Source organism: Variovorax sp. FW305-3-2-15-B-LB1, from assembly GCF_058787635.1.
The window spans coordinates 1-16,997 of sequence record NZ_JBYSZY010000038.1 but is presented as its reverse complement, the minus strand read 5'-3'; the positions used below and the strand labels follow the sequence as shown (position 1 = coordinate 16,997).

Genomic DNA, 16,997 nt, shown 5'->3' with positions numbered 1-16,997 from the left:
AATTTGTCATGCCCGACCGGGCCCTGTCAGAAGGTCAGCACTCCATCCGCCTTGAGCCAACGGATGTCCCGCTGCGCCAACCCAGCCACCTCCCGCCCCGCCAGCATCTCGATCTGGCTCATGATTTCCTCGGTCTCGGCCGGCTTGGTGTGGGTGATGTAGATCGGGTACTGCTTGCCCGGATCGATATGCGCCAGCTCGTGCGCCAGCGCCACCGGCGACAGGTGCAGGCTGCGTTCGGCCAAAGCCTCCTCGCGGGAGCTGAAGGCCGTCTCGATGACCAGCATCGCCACGTCGATCGCGTTGATGCGCTCCCAGAAGGGCGGGTTGCGTTCGGTGTCGCCGCTGAAGACCCAGTGGGCGCCACCTTCGGCCCGGCGGATGGCGAAGCCGCAGGCCGGCACGGTGTGGACGGCCGGCAGCACTTCGATCAGCTTGGGGGCGTCGCTGCCCAGTTCGAGGCGTTGCCCGACCGCGATCTCGTGAAAGCTCACGAACGGCGATTCGGGGCTGGGAATGCGTTCGAAATTCGGCCAGATGACGTTGTTGAACACATGCGCCCGCAGCGCGTCGATGGTGGCGGCCAGGGCATGCACGCGCAGCGGCCGGGCGCGGCGGCTGCCGACGGCGTCGAGCATCAGGGGCAGGGCGGCGATGTGGTCGAGGTGCGAGTGGGTGAGCACCACGTCGTCGATGGCGGCCATCTCGTCGAGGGTGAGGTCGCCGACGCCCGTGCCGGCGTCCACGAGCAGGTCCGCATCGACCAGGAACGAGGTGGTGCGGCAGTCCTTGGCGATGGCGCCCGAGCAACCCAGCACGCGAACCTGCATTGTGGAAGACCCCTTGTATGCGTCTGTCGTCATTTGGTGTCGAACCGGGTGGCGCCGTCCCAGTCCGGGTCTTGCGGGCGAAGCGCCATCGAGGCTAAACGCTGGGCGTAGAGCTGGTAAAGGACTTTTTTCGCATCCGCGGCGAGCAGGGGAGCCAGCAAGTTCCGGCCCAGCGCCCAATCCTGGCGGCGGTAGGCGGCGAGCACCTGGCTCCAGCGGTCGAGTTGCTGCCGTGTCGGGTCCTGCGCCTCGGCGTCGGCCTGCGGCGCGAGCGGGGTGTAGATGGCGACGGCCTGGGCCTTGCCCTTAACGCGCACGCTGTCGAGTTCCTGCCAGACGAACCCGGACGCCGCCTCGCGGGTGGCGCCGCTGGCCACGATCTCGACCCCGTAGTGTCCGCTCAGGCCTTCCAGCCGCGACGCGAGATTGACCGCGTCGCCGACCACGGTATAGCTGCGGCGCGCGGTCGAGCCCATGTCGCCGACGCTCATGAGGCCGCTGTTCAAACCGATGCCCGCGCTGATTTCGGGGCGGCCGTTGGCACGGTGCTGGCGGTTGATGTCGTGCACGGCGGCCGCCATGTCGATCGCCGCCTGCACGGCGAGCGCGGCATGGCCGGGCGTGTCGATGGGCGCGCCCCAGAAGGCCATGACGCAGTCGCCCATGTATTTGTCGACGGTGCCGCGGTGTGCGCTGATCACCTCGGTCAGCCGGCTGAAGACGGTGTTCAGGAAGGCCTGCAGCTCGGCCGGCGCCATCTGCTCGGACAGCCGGGTGAAGTCGCGCATGTCGCAGAACATCACGGTCATTTCCTTGCTCTCGGCGCGCATGCTGTAGCGGCCGGGGCGCACGAGCATTTCGTCGACCAGCTGCGGCGGCACGTAGGTGCCGAAGAGCCGCACCAGCCCGCGCCGCGCGCGCGATTCGACGAAGTAGCCCCAGCTCATGTTGAGCGCGAAGGCCAGCGCCACCATGACGAGCGCCGACGCCAGCGGGAGCACGAGGCTGTGGCCGACGTAGAGCCAGGTGTTGAGGCCGACCAGCGCGGCGACCACGCCCGCGCCGAGCAGCACAGCGCGCGATGCGGACAGCAGCGACAGCCCGAACGCGAGCAGCAGCCCCGCCGTCAGCACGGTCAGCACTTCATAACCCGGCGCGTAGTCGGGCACGGCCAGCAGGCGCCGGTCGAGCAAGCCCGAGACGATGTTGGCGTGCACTTCGACGCCCGGAAACGCCGCGCCGACCGGGGTGGCGCGCAGGTCCTGCAGGCCGGGCGCGGTGGCGCCGAGCAGCACGATCTTGTCCTTCAACTCGCCCGGCGCCAGTCGGCCCTCAAGGACGTCGGCAGCGGCCACGTAGCGGAACGACCCTGCGCGCGGCCCGCCGGGGCCGCGGAACGGCACCTGCAGGCTGGCACTCTGGTCGACCGGGATGCGCAGCGACCCCAGCACCAGCGCCTGCAGGCGCGGAAAGTTGCCGTCGCCGGCCACGAGCGCCGGCCGCACGGGCGGCGAGCCGTTCGCCAGCCGGTACACCGCCAGCGCCAGCGACTCGTAGTGCCCGGGCGACGCATGCTCGCCTTCGTAGCGGGCGATGAGCGGCACGCTGCGGATCACGCCGTCGTCGCTGCCGTCACCGACCAGGGTATTCAGGAACCCCGCGACCGGCGCCGCGCGCCCCAGCACCGGCAGGCTGGCGCCGAAGCCGTTCCAGAGCGTGACGAAGGAAGCATGGGGCGGAAAGGCGTCGGGTGGCAGCACGGGCGTCGCCGGCAGCAGCCCCTTGGCGCTGGGCTGTTCGGTGCGGGTGAAGTAGTAGCCGAGCGCCACGGGCTGGCCACGCAGGGCCTGAGCCAGTGTGGCGTCGTGGTCGAGGGTGGGCGCGAGCTGGTCGATTTCGGCAGCGAGGCCCGGCACGCCGCTCAATGGCCCGGCTGCGATCTCCTTCAGGCGCCCGAGGCCCGAGCTGCGATCGGGCTCGAGAAACATCACGTCGAAGCCGAGCACGGCCACGTGCTGACGGGCCAGCAGTTCCGTCGTGAGGCTGGCGATCTTGTCGCGCGGCCAGGGCCACTGGCCCTCGCGCGCCAGGCTGGCGTCGTCGACATCGACAATCACGACCCGCGTGTCGGGCGTGCCGGGCATGGTGGCGCGCAGGCGGGCGTCGTAGATCAGGTGGTCCAGGTGCTCGATCACGCCCAGCCGCCAAACGCCGGTGGCATGGAGCAGCGCCAGCAGCACCGGCAGCAGCGTGATGGCGATGCGCGGCCAGTGCCGCCGCAATGCGCTCATGGCTGGTCAGCCTTGGACAACGGATGCCTGTCGGCAAAAAAACGGGGAGCGGAGAAGGGCGCCCGCGCCGACTCAGATCCGGACGAACTGCATGCGCGAGGCGCCGCCGAGTTCGAGCACGTCGCCTTCCTGCAGCGCGACGGCCTCGGCGCCCAGCGGGGCGCCGTTGAGCGTGACGCTGCCGACGACGGTGGCCGCCACGTAGCCCTGGCGGCGGCGGGTGACGACGGCCACGGCGACGCCGGGCTTGCCGATGGTGGTGACCACCTTCTGCAGCGGGACGTCCTGGCCTTCGTTGGTGCCCGAGAGCACGCGCAGCACGGGCACGCCCAGCTCGACCAGCGCGCCCGATTCAGTGGGTGCCGACGAGAGCGGCATCGGCGCCGAATACTCGGAGAGCGAGGCCCGCACGGAGCCAGGGCCGGCCATGAGGTTGCTGTGCGAGCGGAAATGAATGCGGCAGCCGCCGACCTCGATGACGTCGTTGTCCTGGAGCGCCTGCTTCTGGACGGCCAGCGCATTGACGTAGGTGCCGTTGGTGCTGTTGAGATCTTCAATTTCGACTTCGCCACCGCTCATGTGCAGCACGGCATGCTCGCCGCTGACGGCGAGATTGTCGATCACGATGTCGTTGTAGGCGCGCCGGCCCAACGTCGTGCGGTTCTTGGCGAGCGCCACTTGGCCGATGACGACGCCATCGACCGAAATGATCATCTTCGGCATGGCCGATTACTCCCCGTTTGCAAAGATCCAGCACCGTCAGGCGGCGCAAACGGTCCGCCGCCTGGGTTGGCTGCTACATGGCCCCGCGGGTCGCTTCGCTGACGCCCGCCTTGGCCAGAACAACTGAAATGTTATCCCGTCCGCCATTGTCGTTTGAAATTGCAACCAAAAGTGAAGCCATCTCCTTGAGCCCCAGATCACGGCTCAAAAGCGTGAAAAGCTGCGCATCCGGCACCATCTCGCTGAGCCCGTCGGAGCACAGCATGTACAGGTCGCCCGGCCTGGCGCTGTGCTCGTGCATCTCCAGCAACACCTGGGCTTCCACGCCCACGGCCCGCGTCACGAGGTTGCGGGTGGGGGAGTTCAGGGCCTCTTCGGGCGTGATGGCGCCCGCATCGAGCTGCTGCTGGCGCAGTGAATGGTCGCGCGTGAGTTGCTCCAGCTTGTTGTTGCGCAGGCGGTAGCAGCGCGAATCGCCGATGTGGCCGACGACCACGCGCTGCGGACGGAACGCCGCTAACACCAGGGTCGTGCCCATGCCCCGCAGTTCTTCGTGGGTGATGCCCGCCTGGAGGATGGCGCCGTTGGCCTCGTCGGTGGCCGCCTGCAGCGCACGCCGGACCACGCGGGCCGGCGCCTGCATGCCGGCCTGGGCGAACCAGCGCCCGAAGCTCGCGTGCATCAGCGAAATGGCCATGGCACTGGCCACCTCGCCGCCCTTGTAACCGCCCATGCCGTCGGCCAGCAACGCCAGGCCGAGGGCCGGGTCGACATGCACCGCGTCTTCGTTGTGGGCGCGCAGGCGCCCGACATCGGTCAGCGCCGCAAACTCCCAGCTCAGCGCCGGTCGACTGGAGAAAAGGGAAACGCCAACACCTGCCATCGTTTGTCAGCGCTCGCTTTTTGAAGGGATCAGTGCGCAGCAGCGCGTGCGCGCCGTTGCAGGAAGCGGCCCAGGGCCACGACGAGCACCGCGCCGGCGATCGCGCCCACGTAGTGCATCCAGGGGTTGGCCGCCAGCGCCTCATGCAGCGACACGTCGCTCACGATGGTCTCGCCGCCGACCCAGCCGATCAGCGCGGCACCCAGCATGACGATGATCGGGAAGCGTTCCATGAGCTTGATCATGAGCGTGCTGCCGAAAATCACCAAGGGGATGCTGATGGCCAGACCCAACACCAGCAGCACCATGCTGCCTTGCGCGGCGGCCGCCACCGCGATCACGTTGTCCAGGCTCATCACCAGGTCGGCCAGCAGGATGGTCCGTACGGCCGCGAACATGCTGCCGTACTCCTTGGAGTCGCCGTCGCCTTCGTCTTCCTCGCTGAGCAGCTGCAGGCCGATCCACAGCAGCAGGGCGCCGCCGATGATCTGCAGGTAGGGCAGCGCCAACAGCTTGGCCGCCACCACCGTCAGCACGATGCGCAGCACGACGGCCGCGCCCGAGCCGAACAGCACGGCTTTTTTCTGTTGCGCGGGCGGCAGCGATCGCGCCGCCATGGCGATCACGACGGCGTTGTCGCCCGAGAGGATGATGTTGATCCAGACGATCTTGATCAGACCGATCCAGAAGTCCGTGCTTTGAAGAAGTTCCATGTCTCTGATTCCACTGTGTTGTAGTTAAAAAAGCGCCCGCAACTCAATGCGGGCGCTTTTTCATTTCTGCGTGGTAATGCGAGCGGCGGGAATGCCGCCAGCGGTGGGTGTGCTTTTTACAGCTTGCCCTTGAGCAGCTTGGCCAGCTCCGAGAAGTTGCGCGTCACGGTGAAACCGCACTCTTCCATGATGGCGAGCTTGGCTTCGGCCGTGTCGGCGCCGCCCGAGATCAGCGCGCCGGCGTGGCCCATGCGCTTGCCGGGAGGGGCGGTGACACCGGCGATGAAGCCGACGACCGGCTTCTTCATGTTGTCCTTGCACCAGCGGGCTGCGTCAGCCTCGTCGGGGCCGCCGATTTCGCCGATCATGATGACGGCGTCGGTGTCCGGATCGTCATTGAAGGCCTTCATCACGTCGATGTGCTTCAGGCCGTTGATCGGGTCGCCGCCGATGCCGACTGCCGACGATTGGCCCAGGCCGATTTCCGTCAGTTGAGCCACGGCTTCGTACGTCAGCGTGCCCGAACGCGAGACCACGCCGATGCGGCCCTTGCGGTGGATGTGGCCGGGCATGATGCCGATCTTGATTTCGTCGGGCGTGATCAGGCCGGGGCAGTTCGGACCCAGCAGCAGCGTCTTCTTGCCGCCGGCCGCTTCCTTGGCCTTCATCTTGTTGCGCACTTCGAGCATGTCGCGAACCGGGATGCCTTCGGTGATGCAGATCGCCATGTCCAGGTCGGCTTCGACAGCTTCCCAGATGGCGGCCGCGGCGCCTGCCGGCGGCACGTAGATCACCGACACGGTGGCGCCGGTCTGCGTGGCGGCTTCCTTCACCGAACCGAAGATCGGGATGTTGAAGATCGACTCGCCGGCCTTCTTCGGGTTCACGCCCGCCACGAAGGCGTTCTTGCCGTTCGCGTATTCCTGGCACTTCTCGGTGTGGAACTGGCCGGTCTTGCCGGTGATGCCTTGCGTGATGACTTTGGTGTCTTTGTTGATGTAGATCGACATGACTTGTTCCTTAGGCCTTCTTGACTGCTGCCACGACCTTCTGGGCCGCGTCCGCCATGGTGTCGGCGCTGATGATCGGCAGGCCCGACTCGGCCAGCAGCTTCTTGCCTTCGACTTCGTTGGTGCCCTTCATGCGCACGACCAGCGGCACTTGCAGGTTCACGGCCTTGCAGGCTGCGATCACGCCGGTGGCGATGGTGTCGCACTTCATGATGCCGCCGAAGATGTTCACGAGGATGGCTTCCACGTTCTTGTTCTTCAGCATGATCTTGAAGGCTTCCGTGACCTTCTCGGGGGTGGCACCGCCGCCCACGTCCAGGAAGTTGGCCGGCTCGCCGCCGAACAGCTTGATGGTGTCCATGGTGGCCATGGCCAGGCCGGCGCCGTTCACCAGGCAGCCGATGTTGCCGTCCAGCGAGATGTAGGCGAGGTCGAACTTCGAGGCTTCGACTTCGGCCGCGTCTTCTTCGTCCAGGTCGCGCAGGGCCACGATTTCGGGGTGGCGGAACAGCGCGTTGCTGTCGAAGTTGAACTTGGCGTCCAGGGCGACGACGTTGCCCTTGCTGTCACGGTTGAGCGGGTTGATCTCGACCAGCGAGGCGTCCGTCTCCATGTAGCAGGTATAGAGCTTCTTCAGGATGTCGACCGTCTGGGCGGTCGAATCGGCCGGCATGCCGATGCCGTCGGCGATTTCCTTGGCTTGCGCGTCGGTCAGGCCGTCCTTGGGGTCGGCGTAGACCGTGATGATCTTCTCGGGGGTGGAATGGGCCACTTCCTCGATGTCCATGCCGCCTTCGCTCGAAGCGATGAACGCCACCTTCTGGGTGGCGCGGTCGGTCACGGCCGAAATGTAGTATTCCTTGTTGATGTCGGCGCCGTCTTCGATGTAGAGGCGACGCACCTTCTGGCCTTCAGGGCCGGTCTGGTGGGTCTTGAGCTGCATGCCGAGGATCTCGCCAGCCAGCTTCTTGACGTCTTCGATCGACTTGGCGACCTTGACGCCGCCGCCCTTGCCGCGGCCACCCGCGTGGATCTGGGCCTTGACGACCCAGACCGGGCCTCCAAGCTTCTGGGCGGCCTCGACCGCCTCCTGAACCGTATAGGCCGGGATGCCGCGCGGCACCGGCACGCCGAACTTGGCAAGGATTTCCTTGCCTTGGTACTCGTGAATCTTCATGAGGGATGTCTCTCGGAAGGAGGAGGTTGAGAACGGGAGATCGGGAGTGAGACTGTTGTTTCTGCTCTGTTGTTCGCGGGCGACGGCAGCCTGACGGCTGGGGGCGGCGAACAACCGCGGACTGTATCATGGTGCGCCGCACCAATACTTGATGCGCGGTTGCGGTCAATACGTACTTTCTTCTAGCCACCCTACGCATACTCCGATATGGCCAAGGTTTTCATCGACGGCGAAGCCGGCACCACCGGCCTGCAAATTCGCGAGCGGCTGCAGACGATGCCGCAGATCGAGCTCGTGAGCATCGCGCCCGAGCTGCGCAAGGACGTGGCCGCCAAGCGCGAGCTGATGGCCGGCGTCGACCTCGTGGTGCTGTGCCTGCACGACGACGCGGCGCGCGAGTCGGTCGCGCTGATCGACCAGCTCCCGGGCAAGAAGCCCAAGATCATCGACGCCTCGACCGCCCACCGCATCGCGCCGGGTTGGGTCTTCGGCTTCCCCGAACTCGTCGAAGGCCACTGGCAGGCCGTGGCCCAGGCCGACCGCGTCGGCAACCCCGGCTGCTACGCCACCGGCGCGATCGCCATGGTGCGCCCGCTGGTCGACGCGGGCCTGCTGCCGGCCGATTTCCCGGTGTCGCTGCCTTCGGTGAGCGGCTACTCCGGCGGCGGCCGCACGATGATCGAGGACTACGAGGGCGGCAAAGCGCCGCTGTTCGAGACCTACGCGCTGGGCCTGAAGCACAAGCACATCCCCGAAATCATGACCTACACCGGCCTCACCCGCCGCCCGGTCTTCATTCCGTCGGTGGGCAATTTCAAGCAGGGCATGCTGGTGCAGTTGCCGCTGCACCTGGACCTGCTGCCCGGCAAGCCCAAGGCCGGCGACCTGCAGGACGCCCTGGCCGCCCACTACGCCAAGAGCAACACGCCCGAGCAGTTCGTGAAGGTGCTGCCGCCGACCGACGACGGCAAGCTCGACGCGCTGGCGCTCAACGACACCAACCAGCTGGAGATCCGCGTGTTCCCGAACGAGGACCACCGCCACGCCGTGGTGATCGCGCGCCTGGACAACCTGGGCAAGGGCGCCAGCGGCGCCGCGGTGCAGAACCTCAAGCTGATGCTGGCGCTCTGAGCCCCCGCTTCAAGCGCTGACAAGAGAAAGGCCGGCCCGCAAGGACCGGCCTTTTTGCTTTCAGTCGGGCCGCATCGTGCCCGTGTCGCGGTAGCGCACGTGCCACGAAAAGGCCTCTTCGAGCCGGTGCGGCGTGTGGCCGCCGCAGGTCGCCACAGCACGCGTGTAGTAGTCCTGCAGCATCGCGCGGTACGGCTCGGCCGCGCAGTTCGCGATGATCGCCGCCGCCCGTTCGCGCGGCGCCAGCCCGCGCAGGTCGGCCAGGCCCACCTCGGTGACCAGGATGTCGACGTCCTGCGGCGCATGGTCCACGTGCGACACCATCGGCACGATGCTCGACACCGCGCCCTGCTTGGCCACCGACTTGGTCGCGAAGATCGACAGATAGGCGTTGCGCGCAAAGTCGCCCGAGCCGCCGATGCCGTTCATCATGTGCGTGCCCAGCACGTGGGTCGAATTGACGTTGCCGTAGATGTCGGCCTCCAGCGCCGTGTTCAGCGCGATGATGCCCAGGCGCCGGATGATCTCCGGGTGGTTGCTCACCTCCTGCGGCCGCAGCACCAGCCGGTCCTTGTAGCGCGCCAGGTCGCCGAACACCTGCCGCGCCTTCGCGGGCGACAGCGTGATCGACGAGCCCGAGGCGAAGTCCAGCTTGCCGGCATCGAACAGGTCGAAGGTCGAGTCCTGCAGCACCTCCGAGTACATCGTGAGGTGCTCGAACGGCCCCGCGCCCAGCCCCGACATCACCGCGTTGGCGACCGTGCCGATGCCCGCCTGCAGCGGCAGCAGCCGCTCGGTGAGCCGGCCCTGCGCCACCTCGTGCTCGAAAAACGCCACCAGGTGCGCCGCGATGGCCGCGGTCTCGGCGTCCACTGGCAGCACGGTCGAGGTGCTGTCGGCCTTGTCGGTGATGACGATGCCCAGGATCTTCTCGGGCGGGATCTCGATCGCGCTGACGCCGATGCGGTCGTGCGGCGCCACCAGCGGCATCGGCTCGCGCTGCGGGCGGTGCTTGGGAATGAAGATGTCGTGCAGCCCTTCGAGCGCGGTCGACTGCGAGGTGTTGATCTCGACGATCACCTTGTCGGCCAGGATCGCGAAGCTCGCGCTGTTGCCGATCGAGGTGCTCGGCACCAGCGCGCCGGTCTCGGTGATGGCCACGGCCTCGATGATCGCGATGTCGATCGGCGGAATCTGACGCGTGCGCAGCATCTCGACCGTTTCCGACAGGTGGTGGTCGATGAACATCACCTCGCCGCGGTTGATCGCCTGGCGCAGCACGGTATCGACCTGGAACGGCATGCGCCGGCTGATGGCGCCGGCCTCGGTCAGCTGGCGGTCCACGTCGCCGCCGAGCGAGGCGCCGGTCATCAGCGTGATCTTCATCGGCTCGCGGCGCGCGCGGGCCGCGAGCGCCAGCGGGACGGCCTTGGCGTCGCCGGCGCGCGTGAACCCGCTCATGCCGACCACCATGCCGTCGCGAATCCATTCGGCGGCGGCCTCGGCGGTGGTGATCCTGCTGCGCAGGGCGGGCAGGCGGATGCGGTCTTCGTGCGGCATGGGGGACAAAACGTCTTTCTTTCGTCAGGCAGGAAAAAGAAAAGCCGGCACCGCGCGCGCGGCGGGTGTCAGCGCAGGAAGTAGTCGACCGGCACCAGCGGCGCCGGCGCCGGGGCGCCCACCGACTGGCACAGGTCGATCTCGAGCGTGCGGCACAGGGCCTCGAGCGGCAGGTCGTTCGACTCGGTGCCGAAGGGCTCCTCGATCTCGTCGCCGAGCGCGTCCAGGCCGAAGAAGGTGTAGGCCACGATCAGCACCACCACCGGCGTCATGAACCCGACCGAGTCCACCAGCCCGAAAGGCAGCAGGTAGCAATACAGGTACGCCGTGCGGTGCAGCAGCAGGGTGTACGAGAAGGGAATGGGCGTGCTGAGGATGCGCTCGCACGACGCGGCCGCCGCGCTCAGCGCGGACAGCGTGCCGTCGACGCCCGCCGCCAGCGCCGGGTCGATGCGCCGCGCGCGCAGCGCTTCGCGCAGGTCGGCACCCATGTGCATCAGCAGCGCATGCGGCCGGTTGGCGACCTGCGTCAGGCCCTGCCACTCCGCTTCACGCAGGAAGGGCTTGGTGTCGCTGGCGGCATCGGTGCCGCGCAGCTGGTGGCGCAGCGCATGGGCGAAGGCTGCGGCGCGCAGGGTCATGCGCACGCGCAGGTCGTCCAGGCGGCGGACGGTGTCGGCGCCGGCGTTCACGGGCGCATCGCCGTCGATGAGGCTCTGGCACTGGCGCGCCAGGTTGCGCGAACGCAGGATCACTTCGCCCCAGAGCTTGCGCGCCTCCCAAAAGCGGTCGTAGGCCGCGGTGTTGCGAAAGCCCAGGAAGATCGCCAGCGGCAGGCCCAGCAGCGCGAAGGGCACGGTGCCGAGCGGAATCTTGATGGAGCCGAAGCGCCCGTGCAGCACCGTGACGACGATGGCCACGATCACGTTGAGCGTGAGCGCCGCGGCGATGCGCGGCAGGACGGAGCCCCGCCAGGACAGAAACAGCTTGAGCCCGGACGGGCGTTTCCGGACGATCATGAAAGCGGGGGGCAGGGGAGACAGGCAGGCATGGAGGCCGCGCACACCGCAAGGCCCGCGCGGGCGCTGATTGTCGCCGAGGCGTCAACGCGAGGGCGGCCACGCGCCTCAAGACCAACGAAGACGGTCGGGCTCAGCGCACGAGCCACAGCCCTATGCCCAAGAGGACGGCCTGCGCCGCCAGCGCGATGTAGAAGAGCTTGCGCGAGGGCGTCGCCATCTCCTGCAACACCTCGTGGATGCGACGCGTGAGCAGGGCGCGCAGGGCAGGGTCTTCGCCCGTCGCCGGCGTCGTCGCACCGTGCGCGGCACGCTCCTGCTGCCACTCGGCCAGCATGTCGCTCAGGGGCAGGCGGCCCAGCACGAAGCCGACCACCGCGCGCACGGCCCGGCCTTCGCCGAGCACCGGGGCGAGCTGCTGGCACAGGGCGTCGGGCGAGAGCCAGTCGGCCACGCGCTGCAGGCCGCCGTGGGTGCGCGGCATGGCTTCGATGCGGCCCGCGATCGCGTCGCCCAGCCGCTGCGACACGGCCTCGCCGCGCGCCGCGACCAGGTGCTGCATCGCGCGGGCGCGGCCCCGCTGCACGCCGAGCAGGAAGTACACACCGACGAACAGCGACAGCAGCACGGCCACCAGCAGCGGCGGCGACATGATCAGCGCCAGGATGGCGCCCGCGCCACCGGCGCGCGCCGCCGGGATGCCCGGGCCCTGCAGCTGGCTCAGGTAGTAGAAGAACACGCCGCCGCCGAGAAACAGGCCGATCAGCGCGCCCTTGATGGCCGAGCCGGCGAAGGCGAAGCCGGCCTTGGCGCCGGTGCGAACGAGGGACTGCGGGTGGGCGGGTGGCGACGACATGAAGGGTTCCTCCGGTTTTTTTGGAAAGCCGCCTCCTGAGAGGCCGGTCGCTGGCGATCATGCCACCGCCTTCCCGCACCATAATCGCGCCACACAACAACGAGGAGGATCGTCATGGGAACCGTCAAGTTTCAGAAACCGACCGGCGCATTCGTCGCCGCATCCTGGGCCGCGCTGATCATCGGCGCCATCGTGTACCTGCTCGGGCTGTGGAATGCCGCGATGCAGCTCAACGAGAAGGGCTACTACTTCACCATCCTCATGTACGGCCTGTTCTCGGCCGTGTCGCTGCAAAAGACGGTGCGCGACCGGCTCGAGGGCATCTCGGTCACCGGCATCTACTTCGGCCTGTGCTGGGTCTCGCTGCTGCTGTCGGTGGGCCTGCTGGCCGTGGGCCTGTTCAACGCCTCGCTGGCCGCGAGCGAAAAGGGCTTCTACGCCATGGCCTTCCTGCTGAGCCTGTTCGGCGCGGTGGCGGTACAGAAGAACGTGCGCGACATCGCCGCGTACAAGGCCGAGAACCCGCTGGCCGACGACGTCACGGCCACCGAGTAAGCCAGGCCGGGCTCAGCCCGCCTCGAGCAGGCGGCGCAGAGCCTGCAGGTCGCGCGCGATCCATCCGGCATCGCGCGCAAAGGCCGCGTCGTCCATGTGCGGCTGGCGCAGCAGCGTGAACTGCAGCTCGCACACGCCGGGCGCCACGCCGATCACGCGAAACGGCAGGTAGACCTCGGGCACACCTTCGGGCGCCACCCAGTGGTCGAGCACGCCCAGGTCGTTGGGCGGCGCAAAGCGCATGCGGGCCTCGCCGCTTTCGGGCGTGCGCACGATCCAGTGGTCGCCATGCGGCACCAGCGCGCTCTTCGCGAGGCCGCTGGCCCAGTCGGGCAATCGCTTCGGGTCGGAGGCGAGCGCATAGGCGTCGCGCCATTCGCAGTGCACGCGCTGCGTGATGACGCGGGACAGGGCCGCGTCGCCTTCATTCGCCGTTGGGGTCGTCGCTTGTGTCATCGAAGTCGCTCCTGAGCACCTTGGACACGACGGCGCCCGAGAAACCGCGCGCCATCAGGAATCGCATCTGTTTCGCGCGCTCCTTCGCATCGGCGGGCGGCGCGTCGAAGCGGCGGCGCCACAGGGCCGTGGCGCGCTCGACTTCCGTTTCTTGCAAGCCGGCCACCGCCTGCGCGATGGCTTCGGGCGCGATGCCCTTGGCCTGCAGTTCCTGCTTCACACGCAAGGCGCCCGAGCGGGCAGCACGCTGGTGCAGCACCGAGGCGACGACGCGCGGCTCGCTGATGAAGTCCTTGGCCGCCAGCTCGTCGAGCGCCTTCGCCAGCGTGCCGGGCTCTTCCTCGTGCTTGGCCAGCTTGCGCTCCAGCTCCGCGCGCGAATGCTCGCGCTGGCTCAGGAGGCGCAGGGCGCGGCCTTTGAGGGAGGGGGCGCTGAAGGCCATTCGGGGGTGGTGGGTCGCTCAGGCGGCCCACGCAACACGCGAAGGCCGCCTTATCGAACTTACTCCGCCGCCTTGTCGGCCTTCGAGGCCTTGGCGGGCTTCTCGGCCTTCTCGGGTTCGCTGCCGGCATCGGCCGCGAGCAGCGGGATGCCCAGCGACTCGCGCACCTTGTTCTCGATCTCGCGCGACAGGTCGGGGTTCTCGCGCAGGAACTCGCGGGCGTTGTCGCGGCCCTGGCCGATCTTCTCGCCGTTGTAGGCGTACCAGGCGCCCGACTTGTCGATGATCTTGGCGTTCACGCCCATGTCGATGATCTCGCCCTCGCGGCTGATGCCTTCACCGAACAGGATGTCGAACTCGGCCGTCTTGAACGGAGGGCTGACCTTGTTCTTCACCACCTTCACCTTGGTTTCGTTGCCGATGGCTTCGTCGCCCTTCTTGATGGTGCCGATGCGGCGGATGTCCAGGCGCACCGAGGCGTAGAACTTCAGCGCATTGCCGCCGGTGGTGGTTTCGGGCGAGCCGAACATCACGCCGATCTTCATGCGGATCTGGTTGATGAAGATGACCATGCAGTTGGTCTTCTTGATCGTGGCCGTGAGCTTGCGCAGCGCCTGGCTCATGAGGCGGGCCTGCAGGCCGGGCAGCGAGTCGCCCATTTCGCCTTCGATTTCAGCCTTGGGCGTGAGCGCGGCGACCGAGTCGACCACGATCAGGTCGACGGCACCCGAGCGCACCAGCGAGTCGACGATTTCGAGCGCTTGTTCGCCGGTGTCGGGCTGGCTGATCAGCAGGTCGGACAGGTTCACGCCGAGCTTCTGGGCGTACTGCACGTCGAGGGCGTGCTCGGCGTCGACGAAGGCGCAGGTGCCGGCCTGCTTCTGCATGGAGGCGATCACCTGCAGCGTGAGCGTGGTCTTGCCCGAGGATTCCGGGCCGTAGATTTCAACGACGCGGCCGCGCGGCAGGCCGCCGACGCCCAGGGCGATGTCCAGGCCCAGCGAGCCGGTGGAGACCACCTGGATGTCTTCCAGCGCCTCGCCTTCGCCCAGGCGCATGATCGTGCCCTTGCCGAACTGCTTTTCGATCTGGGCCAGCGCGGCCTGCAGGGCCTTGGCCTTTTCACTGTTGGCGACCGAGATGCTTGCGCCCTTGACGACTGCGTCCATGTGGAAATCTCCTTGAATATCAACGGTTTGTGTCGGGATTCATCCATCTGCTTTTAACCACAGGCTGGATGCTTGAACAGTAGTGTAGGGGCTCATGGCGTTTCGCAAACCCACTTTAAAGTCAGTTTGCCTTACCATCTGAAGCCATGGCCGACCCCGCCTTTCCCACCGATCCCGACGCCTGGCGCCAGACCCACCTGGGCCGCCTGCTGGGCCATGCGATGCGCCGCTTCGACGAGCGCGTGCTGGCGCTCATGGCGCACGACATCGACGTGCCGCTGGCGCTGTCGAACCTCGCAGCGCGCGCGCAGGTGAGCGCGGCGCACATCCACATCACGCGGCACCTGGCGCGCGAGGGCTCGCGCCTGACCGAACTGGCCGAGCGCGCCGGCATGACCAAGCAGGCCATGGGCACGCTGGTCGACCAGTGCGAGGCCTGGGGGCTGGTCACGCGCGGCCCCGACCCGCTCGATGCGCGCGCGCGACGCGTGCTCTTCACGGCCGACGGGCTGGCCTGGCTGGACGCCTTCCGCCGCGCCGTGACGCAGACCGAGCGCGAGTTCCGCGCCAGCGTGGGCGACGAGATCGCCACCGTGGTAACCATCGGACTCGAAGCCTATACAGCGGGCTAGACTCGCGTTGAGACAAATGTGAACTGCGCCGGCATGGCGCCTGAATCCGCCGGAGGTGGCTCATGCGAATACTGATTGCCGAAGACGACCAGGTGCTGGCCGATGCCCTGCTGCGCAGCCTGCGCACCTCGGGCGCGGCGGTCGATCACGTGGCCAACGGCTCGCAGGCCGACACCGCGCTCATGACCCACAGCGAGTTCGACCTGCTGATCCTCGACCTCGGGCTGCCCAGCCTGCACGGCATCGAGATCCTCAAGCGCCTGCGCGCACGCGGCTCGCAGCTGCCGGTGCTGGTGCTCACGGCGGCCGACAGCGTGGAAGAGCGCGTGAAGGGCCTGGACCACGGCGCCGACGACTACATGGCCAAGCCCTTCAGCCTGCAGGAGCTCGAGGCGCGCGTGCGCGCCCTCACGCGGCGCGGCATGGGTGCCACCAGCAACGCGATCCGCCACGGCCCGCTGGTCTACGACCAGGCCGGCCGCGTGGCGACCATCGACGGCAAGATGATCGAGCTGTCGGCGCGCGAACTGGGCCTGCTCGAGGTGCTGCTGCAGCGCGCCGGCCGGCTGGTCAGCAAGGACCAGCTGGTGGACCGGCTGTGCGAATGGGGCGAAGAGGTGAGCATCAACGCCATCGAGGTCTACATCCACCGCCTGCGCAAGAAGATCGAGAAGGGACCGGTGCGCATCGCGACGGTGCGCGGGCTGGGCTACTGCCTCGAGAAGATTCCCGGTTGAGCGTGCCCTGCCCGCGCGAAATGCCGTCAGGGCTGCTTGCGCAGGTTGACGAGCAGCGTGGCGCCGGTGTTCGAACGGATCAGGAACATGAGGCTGCGGAAGTAGCCGTTGCTGTCGTACACGCCCGCCGGCACCAGCCCGATGATGGCCGGCCCGGCATAGCTGCCGGTGGCGGCGGGGGTGAGCTTGCAGTCGTTGGTGCTGGCCGTGGCGGCATTCACGGCCTTCAGCGTGAGGCTGTACATGTTCTTGGCCGAGCCGGGCTGCGCCAGGGCGACAGTGCCCGAGAGCGTGCACTGGCCGATCTGCACGCCGCTCGTGCTGCCAGTGAACACGCCCTGGCCATCGACCTGCACCGTCACGCCCAGGCTCGGGCTGCTGTCGGTGTTGGACCACGTGCCGGTCATGCTCGCCTGCGACACCGCCAGCGCGTTCTCGATCGTGTAGGCCAGCGGGCCGACATCGGACGGCCTGCGGTTGTCGTAGGCGTAGGTGCCATCCACCGACTTCTTCGGCGTGAAGGTGCCCGAGCCCGTCACCGGATATGCGTTGGGCGGAACATACAACTCGGTGTCCGGGTTGAACGACCAGTCGAGCCCCGTGACCTTCAGCGAACCCCACATCGTGCCCCCGAGGAAGCTGCCTGCCAACGAACCGTTGGTGCCGACGAAGGCAATGCCTCGCACGCCCGCGTAAATACCTTCGCTGTCGTTGCCCACCGCGGCGGTGGAGCCGGGCTGCGGCGCACTCAGCGAGGGCGACGGCTCGGAGCCCGGCACGGCGGCGCGGTTCTCGGCGGGTGCAGGCGCGGGG

The 16,997-nt window shown here is 67.8% G+C and carries 18 protein-coding genes; 4 read left to right on the top strand and 14 right to left on the bottom strand.

Features of this window, described 5'->3' with window-relative positions; genetic code table 11:
• Positions 1-26 precede the first annotated feature (26 nt).
• The 7 genes from AC3WQR_RS21485 to sucC all read right to left on the bottom strand — a co-directional run bounded on the left by AC3WQR_RS21485 (position 27) and on the right by sucC (position 7,627).
• The gene (locus AC3WQR_RS21485) at positions 27-830 is read right to left on the bottom strand and encodes a 3',5'-cyclic-nucleotide phosphodiesterase (protein WP_492743531.1); all 804 of its coding nucleotides are present in this window, start codon (positions 828-830) and stop codon (positions 27-29) included.
• Between the two features lie 29 nt (positions 831-859).
• On the bottom strand, positions 860-3,121 hold the full coding sequence (locus AC3WQR_RS21480; protein ID WP_492743490.1) for a CHASE2 domain-containing protein: 2,262 nt from the start codon (positions 3,119-3,121) through the stop codon (positions 860-862).
• A gap of 72 nt (positions 3,122-3,193) precedes the next feature.
• Positions 3,194-3,844 carry an FHA domain-containing protein gene (locus tag AC3WQR_RS21475; protein ID WP_062475325.1) on the bottom strand — a complete coding sequence of 217 codons (651 nt, stop codon included), beginning with the start codon at positions 3,842-3,844 and terminating at the stop codon, positions 3,194-3,196.
• Between the two features lie 73 nt (positions 3,845-3,917).
• Complete coding sequence (locus AC3WQR_RS21470; RefSeq protein ID WP_070063289.1) at positions 3,918-4,727, bottom strand: Stp1/IreP family PP2C-type Ser/Thr phosphatase; 810 nt, start codon at positions 4,725-4,727, stop codon at positions 3,918-3,920.
• A 29-nt stretch (positions 4,728-4,756) separates the two neighbouring features.
• Positions 4,757-5,440, bottom strand: coding sequence for a TerC family protein (locus AC3WQR_RS21465; RefSeq protein WP_487847654.1), 684 nt, complete (start codon positions 5,438-5,440; stop codon positions 4,757-4,759).
• 116 nt (positions 5,441-5,556) lie between these two features.
• Complete coding sequence (gene sucD, locus AC3WQR_RS21460; protein WP_056575184.1) at positions 5,557-6,450, bottom strand: succinate--CoA ligase subunit alpha; 894 nt, start codon at positions 6,448-6,450, stop codon at positions 5,557-5,559.
• A gap of 10 nt (positions 6,451-6,460) precedes the next feature.
• Positions 6,461-7,627: an ADP-forming succinate--CoA ligase subunit beta gene (sucC, locus tag AC3WQR_RS21455; protein ID WP_062475330.1), complete on the bottom strand. Its 1,167-nt coding sequence runs from the start codon at positions 7,625-7,627 to the stop codon at positions 6,461-6,463.
• 207 nt (positions 7,628-7,834) lie between these two features.
• Between sucC and argC the strand changes: the two genes are divergently transcribed.
• A complete protein-coding gene (gene argC / locus AC3WQR_RS21450) occupies positions 7,835-8,758 on the top strand; it encodes an N-acetyl-gamma-glutamyl-phosphate reductase (RefSeq protein ID WP_062475332.1) in 924 nt (307 codons plus the stop codon).
• Positions 8,759-8,818: 60 nt separating this feature from the next.
• Here the strand turns inward: argC and scpC are convergent, their stop codons facing one another.
• From scpC to AC3WQR_RS21435, 3 genes are all read right to left on the bottom strand, one after another.
• Positions 8,819-10,318 carry a succinyl-CoA:acetate CoA-transferase ScpC gene (gene scpC / locus AC3WQR_RS21445; protein WP_492743486.1) on the bottom strand — a complete coding sequence of 500 codons (1,500 nt, stop codon included), beginning with the start codon at positions 10,316-10,318 and terminating at the stop codon, positions 8,819-8,821.
• A gap of 68 nt (positions 10,319-10,386) precedes the next feature.
• Positions 10,387-11,337 (bottom strand): bestrophin family protein, encoded by a 951-nt coding sequence (locus tag AC3WQR_RS21440; protein ID WP_095950436.1) that lies wholly within the window; start codon positions 11,335-11,337, stop codon positions 10,387-10,389.
• A 133-nt stretch (positions 11,338-11,470) separates the two neighbouring features.
• The gene (locus tag AC3WQR_RS21435; protein ID WP_492743483.1) at positions 11,471-12,193 is read right to left on the bottom strand and encodes a hypothetical protein; all 723 of its coding nucleotides are present in this window, start codon (positions 12,191-12,193) and stop codon (positions 11,471-11,473) included.
• A gap of 114 nt (positions 12,194-12,307) precedes the next feature.
• Here AC3WQR_RS21435 and yiaA point away from each other — a divergent pair, with 114 nt between their 5' ends.
• Entirely contained in the window at positions 12,308-12,748 is a 441-nt protein-coding gene (gene yiaA / locus AC3WQR_RS21430) for an inner membrane protein YiaA (RefSeq protein WP_062482786.1), read from the top strand.
• 12 nt (positions 12,749-12,760) lie between these two features.
• Here the strand turns inward: yiaA and AC3WQR_RS21425 are convergent, their stop codons facing one another.
• From AC3WQR_RS21425 to recA, 3 genes are read right to left on the bottom strand one after another with little or no spacing between them, the layout of a single operon-like run.
• Positions 12,761-13,204: a polyketide cyclase gene (locus tag AC3WQR_RS21425; protein WP_095747316.1), complete on the bottom strand. Its 444-nt coding sequence runs from the start codon at positions 13,202-13,204 to the stop codon at positions 12,761-12,763.
• The gene (gene recX / locus AC3WQR_RS21420) at positions 13,173-13,646 is read right to left on the bottom strand and encodes a recombination regulator RecX (RefSeq protein ID WP_492743480.1); all 474 of its coding nucleotides are present in this window, start codon (positions 13,644-13,646) and stop codon (positions 13,173-13,175) included. The genes AC3WQR_RS21425 and recX overlap by 32 nt, the downstream gene beginning before the upstream one ends.
• A gap of 59 nt (positions 13,647-13,705) precedes the next feature.
• The gene (gene recA / locus AC3WQR_RS21415) at positions 13,706-14,815 is read right to left on the bottom strand and encodes a recombinase RecA (RefSeq protein ID WP_062482792.1); all 1,110 of its coding nucleotides are present in this window, start codon (positions 14,813-14,815) and stop codon (positions 13,706-13,708) included.
• A gap of 146 nt (positions 14,816-14,961) precedes the next feature.
• Here recA and AC3WQR_RS21410 point away from each other — a divergent pair, with 146 nt between their 5' ends.
• Together AC3WQR_RS21410 and AC3WQR_RS21405 are read left to right on the top strand one after the other, a co-directional pair.
• Complete coding sequence (locus AC3WQR_RS21410; RefSeq protein ID WP_062482795.1) at positions 14,962-15,447, top strand: MarR family winged helix-turn-helix transcriptional regulator; 486 nt, start codon at positions 14,962-14,964, stop codon at positions 15,445-15,447.
• Between the two features lie 62 nt (positions 15,448-15,509).
• Positions 15,510-16,184: a response regulator transcription factor gene (locus AC3WQR_RS21405; RefSeq protein WP_056575150.1), complete on the top strand. Its 675-nt coding sequence runs from the start codon at positions 15,510-15,512 to the stop codon at positions 16,182-16,184.
• 26 nt (positions 16,185-16,210) lie between these two features.
• On the opposite strand, the gene AC3WQR_RS21400 is transcribed toward AC3WQR_RS21405, so the two are convergent.
• The coding region (locus AC3WQR_RS21400) for a hypothetical protein (RefSeq protein ID WP_492743478.1) at positions 16,211-16,997 on the bottom strand (787 nt) is incomplete at its 5' end.